Source organism: Pedobacter sp. UBA5917, from assembly GCF_002432345.1.
Classification (GTDB): Bacteria; Bacteroidota; Bacteroidia; order Sphingobacteriales; family Sphingobacteriaceae; genus Pedobacter.
Window position 1 is genome coordinate 1 of record NZ_DJDT01000209.1, and the last position, 7,486, is coordinate 7,486.

Below are 7,486 nucleotides of genomic sequence, written 5' to 3' on the forward strand. Positions count from 1 at the left end.
GCTGAAAATTTTTCTTTGAAAGCCAGTGGCTTGGCTAGGTCAGTGAAGTCCGAAAAATTTGTTAGGCCGGAATTAAGCAGAACGGAGATACTGTACTGTGGCCTAGCTGGGCGGAATTGCATATTGTGAATAAAATGCTCCATAATAGTCCCTCTCAACCCGTCATTTCGAGCGAAGTGAAACGTAGCCGAGAGATCTATCTAACTAGATCTCTCCACTCCACCGCGTTCCGGTCGAGATGACGGCCATTTGTTAAAGAAATGATTTTTAACCCAACCGGATCATTTCGCCTGTTTTCACCGATTCGTCGCAGGCAAAAGCAATTTTTAAACTGTTTATGGCATCATTGGTAGCATCGGTTAAATCAATATTTTCGTTTATCGCCTTTAAGAAATAACGCTGCTCACGGTTACAGAGTTCCTGATGATCGGGTTCATCGGCAAGATCTATCCATTCGTCAGTTTTGCTGAATTCATCTTCTGCATCTAAATCGGCATGGTGTACTTTAATGGATTCGGTTTTGGTGTGTGCATCGATATTATCAGAGTTTCCGGCGGCGCCTGCTTTTTTAGCCACGATGGAAACAGCCCCTTTCGGACCGAAAACATCTTTGATAAAAAAAGCATTATCACTTACCATCGGACCCCATCCGGCTTCGTACCAGCCAACAGAGCCATCTTCGAAGCGGATTTGTAATTGACCATAATTATAATTCCATTCGGGAATATCGTTGCTAAGCCTCGCACCAATGGCACTCACCTGCATCGGTTTCGACCTCGTCATCTGGCACATGATATCAATATAATGTACAGCGCAATCAACAATAGGGCTTAAACTTTTCATCAGGTTGCGGTGTACTGTCCATTTCGGGCCATGGCTCTGCTGGTTCAGGTTCATACGCATCACCAGGGGCTTGCCCATAGTTTGGGCCAGTTCTGTAAATTTAGTCCATGATGGATGATAACGCAGAATATAGCCCACCAATAATTTTTTATTGGCTTTTTTAGCTGCCTCAGCCACGCTAACAGCTCCTTCTACGGTATCGGCCAATGGTTTCTCTATAAATACATGGCAACCGCTTTCGAAAGATTTAACGGCATAAGCTTCGTGTGTATCGGGATAGGTTGAAATGCAAACGGCATCGGGTTTAGTAATGGCGATGGCCTCATAAAAATCGGTGTATAAACTATATTTTCCACCCAGTTTTTTGTTGAGAATTTCTTTGCTTTTCCCCGTAGAAACCAAACCACATATTTCAAAACCGGGCAGTGTATGGTAAGCCATGGCATGCGAAGCACCCATATTGCCACAGCCTACCACCAAAACCCTTAAATTTTTATTTTCTATCGACATACTGTTAATTTAATGTTGGAATGTTTTAATGTTGGAATGTTGAGGTTGAGATTTTTCCATCCAAACATTCAATTATTCAAAATTCTTTCATTTATTGGAAAGTTTTAATGTTGGAAGGTTGATTTTAGCCATTCACTCATTCAAAATTCACCCATTCCCTCATTTATCAATTCACTAATTCAATTTTACACCCCTAACGACCAGCCTTTGCGGTATTCCCGTTTTACAAACTGATTTACTTCATCAAAATTGGTAACTTTCATATTTACCTTATCCCAAAGCATTTTGATGTCACGGCCAGGGTAACTTATTTTACCTGCCGAATCTCTACGCTGCACATCGGTACCACGGATCGCCAGATTGGCGATGAGTAAAGTTTCGGTAAGTGGTCCTGCAATTTCAAAGGGCGAGCTCAACTGCATTTTCCCGTAGCCAGCTATAGCAGCTTCGGCAAACTGGGTATAATGACCTTCTTCCTGATTTACAATACGTGGAATGGTCATTTTAGTCTTATCTGATTCGTTCCGCGATAAAGGTAGTAATCTTGGGTTTTTGCCATAAGTTTCGCATATCATTTTACCTTTTGTACCAATAAACAATACGCCGTTATCGCCAAAACTCTCATTTGCACCGAGTTCTTCCGGACGTTCGGGTTTTATCCCTCCATCCATCCAATGTACCTGAACCTCATGTTTGGTTTTTGGTGTTTTGGCAAAAGTCATTATTACATGGCTCGATGGCGGACAGCTTTCGGGTAGGTAAGCCCGTTTAAATTCATCAACATACACGCTGCCTACACTACATTCAACACTTATCGGGGTATCTAATCCCAACACCCTGAAAGGAGGTTCTACCAAATGGCAGCCCATATCGCCAATGGCTCCTGTACCGTAGTCCCACCAGCCCCGCCAGTTAAAAGGAACAAGTTTATTGATGTAATCTTTGTAAGGAGCACTGCCCAACCACAGGTCCCAATCAAGTTCCTTTGGCACTTCTTCTTTTACCGTAGGCCAGGATATTCCCTGCGGCCAAACAGGTCGGTTGGTCCAACAGTAAACCGTGTGTACTTTACCGATCCTGCCGGCATCGTACCATTCCTGCAGCCTTCTTACCCCATCTCCTGATGCACCCTGATTTCCCATCTGCGTAACCACCTTGTAGCGATTTGCAGCTTCAGTTAACATGCGGGCCTCATAAATATCGTGCGTTAAGGGTTTCTGTACGTACACATGTTTGCCCAGCTGCATGGCTGCCATAGCAATCTGTGCGTGGGTATGATCGGGCGTAGATACGGTTACCGCATCAATATTTTTGCCTTCCTTATCCAGCAGTTCGCGGTAATCTTTATAATATTTTGCTTTTGGGAAGTTTTTTAATGAGTTTGCCGCCCTTCTATCGTCTACATCGCAAAGAAAAGCAACATCTGTTTTACCGCCCCTAACTATGCTCGCAATATCACCTTCCCCTTTTCCTCCTGCTCCGATACCTGCCAGCTGAAGCCTATCACTAGGAGCCAAAAAGCCTGGTCCACCGAGTACATGGCGGGGTACGATCATAAATCCGGCCGCAGCAAGCGCCGTAGTTTTAATAAAGTTTCTTCTAGAATTTCCGGTATTCGAATTTGCCTTATCTTCCATTATTATTTAAGGTTATCATGCTAATTTAACTTATTTCTTTTTACCTGTGGTATCTGCTTCTTTTTTGCTTAGGTCTTTGATCCTGATGTTGCGGAACTGCACTGGTGAACCATGCCCCAAAAACCCGATATGGCCACTTTCGCGTTGTAAGCCAGGGTGTTCCTGATGATCAGGGGTGCCGTTTTTCTTAAAAGGTTCGATGTCCCCATCTAAAATTACGGTCCCGTTCAGGATTACCTTAATCTTCGATCCTTTGGCAATTACCTCTTCGTAGTTCCACTCGCCTGTAGGTTTTAAAAAGCCTCTTTTGGCCGGAATAGTACCATAAATGGAACCATGGTACTGGTACACTTTTAAATCTTTATAAATGGGTGCATCGTTATCCAGGATCTGCAGTTCCATACCTACATAAGCAGCATCACCCTCTAATGGTGCCCTGATGCCGAGACCGTTATTTGCACCTGGTGTTAACTGAAATTCGAAACGGTAAATAAAATCGCTGAATTCTTCTTTGGTGAATAAATTACCACCAGAACCTTTCCCCGGTTTAGGACGGATGGCAATATTGCCGTCTTCAATTATATAATCGGTGGTATTACCTGTCCAACTGTGCATATTGGTTCCATCAAACAAAATTTTATAGCCTTCTTTTTTCTCCTGTGCGCTCAGCTCAAAAGGTTTTGGGCGGGGAATTTCCCTGATGTAAATATCGCGGTAGGCCACCGGCGATCCATGTGCCTGTAACTCGATCTGTTCTTCGGCAAAAATGGGAAGGCTTCTGTCCCAATAATTCTCCAGGATCACATTATCGGTAACCAATTGTCCGTTGAGGTACACGGTTACGCGATCACCTTTCATTAATATCCTGAAAGTATTCCATTCGTCCAGTTTGTTATCGGCAACCTTAAGCGGTTTGCTTTCGTTAACCTGGTTGTTGTACAATCCGCCAGAGCCTACCTGGGCACCTACTTTTGTACGGGCGAGGTCCCAGATCTGTACCTGCGGTGTACCGCGCAGATAAATACCGGCGTCGCCCTCCCCTTTTTTATCATCGATGATTTTCCAGTCGACCAGCATTTCAAAATCGCCGTACTTTTTCACAGTGGCAAGGTTGTTTCCGTGACTTTGAAACTGCAGCTCCCCGTTTACCACTTTCCAGCTTTCCTGTGCTTCGGCATCTGCTTTAACCTGCGCATCGGCCAGGGTTTTGGCATCCATTTTTGATCTCTTGATCGGGTCGGCAACAAGGCCTTTCCAGCCCGATAAATCCTTGCCGTTAAATACTTTTACGTAACCTTCGCCCGGTTTCATTTCGGAAATGTACTTGCGCATGCCTTCTTTTTGGTAACCGGCGTCGCCACCCGTAATTACAGCGATGGTTTTGTTCAAAAGGTCTTTTACAATGTCGCCGTTATACGTTCCGGCCATGGTAATGTTCATTACCGCATTTGCTGCTGCCTGTTGCAGGGTTGGATTATCAAGATATTGCCCTGCAAATACAATAGTGTTAAAACATTTGGCCTGCTCGGCATCTTTTAATACCTGTTGTTGCTGGGCCGGGGTTTTGGCAACTGCCATGGCATTGCGCAACAATAATAAACGCTGCTCTGCAGGATAGTTACCTTTTCTTACCAAATTGAGGTAACCCGAAATGGCCTGATTTAAGAAATCGGCGTTATTGGTTGAACGTGCAATATTGATCAGCTCGCCAGCTGAACCAGCATCCGACCAGGAAGAAAGTGCTGCAATTGCGGCTTTTTTTGCGGTATCATTGCCTGTTGCATAGGCATCGGAAACCGATTTTAATGCTTTTGGCCCACCTAAAGCGGCTAAAACTTTGTAAAATAAAATTTTCTTATCAGCAGGAGCATTGTTCATCTGCTGTAAAATGGCATCTGTTTGTACAGTTGCGTCCGCAGTTCCTTTTACCGAAGCAATAATCGCTTCCTGAACCGCTTTAAGTTCATCCTGATCGGTTGTTTTATTTAAAAGTTCGAATAACTGTGTTTTATTTTCTGCCGTAGAAACATGTTGTAAGGCAAGAAAAGCAGCTTTTCTTACTTCGGGGTTTTTACTGTCCAAGCTGCCATAAACCACAGCGGTTTGCTTAGTTGCCGCGCGGGTAGCCAAAAGGTTGATTAATGCTACTTGCACATCGGGTTTAGATTTAGGAATATAAGCCGCTATTTTTGCTGTTACAGCATCGCCTTTTATCCTCAGGATACCTTCGGAAATAGTGGTTATATCGGCTGAACCGGCCTTACCCATCAGTTTTAACAGATCATCTAAAATATCCTGTCCACCGAGTTTTACAGCGGCATTAACCGCAGCTGTTTTAACCTGTTGATCATCACTTTTGATGTTTTTCAAAATCTCGGGCAAAGCAGATTTTGCACTGCTATTGGCCAGCATACCCAGAATTGCTACCTGCGTTGGTGCATCAACTTTTTTTAACTGGTTTAGCCAGGCTGAACTGTTATTATCATTAACACCAGGGCCGGCAAATTTAACTGCTGCCGCACGGTATTCGAACTGTTTATCCTGCATGGCTGATAACAGTAATTCCTGGTTGCCCTGTATAGAAGATAACAGTTGCAATGCAGCAATGCGCTGGGTTACCTGATCATCGGCTGTTGCTTTGGCTAAAATTGTTTTGGCAATGTTTTCTGCACCGGCCTTATCTGTTAAGGCACTATTTTGTGCATACACCAAAAGGGCAGCCAATGCGTTAGTTTGATCATATTTATAACCGGTTTGCTCGGCAGCTTTAATCAAAACCTCTTTTGATGATACATCGCCAATATTGGCCAAAGCAAACAAACTTACCTTAACCAATTCTTTATCAGCTCCGGTAGCCAAAGGCCCAATGGCCGTTGCCGCTGTTTTTGCATGGCTGTGCCCCAATGCTTCAACAATCGCCATTTTAGCTTTACCATTTGCTTTCTGTAATGCATTAATTAACGCAGCAGTAGCATTTGTTGTTCCTATTTTTGCGAGTGCCCTCGATGCTTCATCGGCCAACTGCTGATCGGTAAGATAATTTTCTAAACAGCCTATTGCAGCATCATTTCCTACCAGATCGAACTGACTGATGATAAAAGCTTTATTCTGCTCATCTGATAGTTTAGGCAAAACTTTACAGTAGGCTTTAACGGCCATTTCTCTTGCTGCCTGCTGGTCTTTTTTAGTTGCAAAGGCAGTAAAACCGCCAACGGCATATTCAATTAAAGCATTGTTACCTTTGTTTGGTGCGGTTAAACCACTGATTAAGGTTACATATCCATCTTCACCTAAACCAGCAACTTCCTTCATATTGCGTGCTAATTGAGCAGCATCCCTTGCTGGTAACTGAGCCAGCAGATCGGCGATACGCGTGGTAGTGGTTCTTTCGTCTTTTTTATCCTGGGCAAAAATTGTTGGGGCATATAAGATATTGCATAGCATTACCGCTAACAATACCCTTAATATTTTTTTATTCATGGTGGCTTATATTGGAATGTTTTTAAATGGAAAATGGCGCACGCATTACCGGATTAATTAATCTGTTTGCAGCTTCATCATCAATAAACTCCTGTTTAACAGGATCGAATTTTAACGACCTTCCCAATCTTAAAGCCGCCAGACCAATGTTCACAATGTTGCACGAACGGTGCCCGTTCTCTTCATTAAGGGCAAATTTCTTCCTGGTTCTTACCGATTCGGAAAATTCTACAATTTCAGGATCCGGATCGGGGAACTGCGCCAGTTTACGTTCCAGATCGGGTATATCAGATTTGAAACCCGGATATAACTTTCCTTTTGGCCCCTCAATATAAGGTACATTGGTATCTTTCCCTTCACCATCCAATATAATCTGGCAACCATCGGCATAAGTATAGGTAATCCTTCTCCAGATGCCCACCGCATCGGTATGCTGTTGTGGCGCATCTACCTCTACCGAGATGGGATTGGTATCGTCCTTACCCAAAAAATACTGGATAGGATCGATATAATGTTGACCCATATCACTCAATCCACCACCATCGTAATCCCAATAACCCCTAAAAGTTTGGTGTACACGGTGTGCATTATAAGGTTTATAAGGTGCCGGCCCAAGCCAGGCATTGTAATCAAGTTCGGGTGGCACAGGTTGGGGCTCCAGATGATCTTTGCCCACCCAGTAAAATTTCCAGTCGTAACCGGTGTGTTTACTTACTGTTACCTTTAAAGGCCAGCCCAGCATACCGCTATCAACCAGTTTTTTAATCGGTTTTACGGTAGTGCCCATCCCATAAAAAGTATCCTTAAACCTGAACCAGGTATTTAACCTAAACATCCTGCCATGCTGTTTTACAGCTTCAACCACTCTTTTGCCTTCTCCTATGGTATGTGTCATTGGTTTTTCGCACCAGATATCTTTACCCGCATTGGCGGCATCAACAGCCATAATCCCATGCCAGTGCGGCGGCGTTGCAATGTGTACAATATCCACCTCTGGCAATTGTATCAGCTCCCTG

General features: G+C 43.8%; 4 protein-coding genes. All 4 read right to left on the bottom strand.

The annotated features are described in order from the left end of the window. Window positions 1–267: 267 nt before the first annotated feature. Window positions 268–1,353 carry a Gfo/Idh/MocA family protein gene (locus B2V92_RS13920; protein ID WP_293309132.1) on the bottom strand — a complete coding sequence of 362 codons (1,086 nt, stop codon included), beginning with the start codon at window positions 1,351–1,353 and terminating at the stop codon, window positions 268–270. Window positions 1,354–1,538: 185 nt separating this feature from the next. Beyond that, on the bottom strand, window positions 1,539–2,990 hold the full coding sequence (locus tag B2V92_RS13925) for a Gfo/Idh/MocA family protein (protein ID WP_293309134.1): 1,452 nt from the start codon (window positions 2,988–2,990) through the stop codon (window positions 1,539–1,541). A 30-nt stretch (window positions 2,991–3,020) separates the two neighbouring features. Further along, a complete protein-coding gene (locus B2V92_RS13930; protein WP_293309136.1) occupies window positions 3,021–6,470 on the bottom strand; it encodes a family 16 glycoside hydrolase in 3,450 nt (1,149 codons plus the stop codon). A gap of 22 nt (window positions 6,471–6,492) precedes the next feature. Further along, window positions 6,493–7,486 (bottom strand): Gfo/Idh/MocA family oxidoreductase (locus B2V92_RS13935; RefSeq protein WP_293309138.1); only part of this gene is annotated, 994 nt, incomplete at its 5' end.

What these genes read in the sequence shown, in the direction of transcription:
- B2V92_RS13925 (WP_293309134.1), bottom strand. Translation starts at nt 2,990, where the DNA reads ATGGAAGATAAGGCAAATTCGAATACCGGAAATTCTAGAAGAAACTTT.
- B2V92_RS13930 (WP_293309136.1), bottom strand. Translation starts at nt 6,470, where the DNA reads ATGAATAAAAAAATATTAAGGGTATTGTTAGCGGTAATGCTATGCAAT.
- B2V92_RS13920 (WP_293309132.1), bottom strand. Translation starts at nt 1,353, where the DNA reads ATGTCGATAGAAAATAAAAATTTAAGGGTTTTGGTGGTAGGCTGTGGC.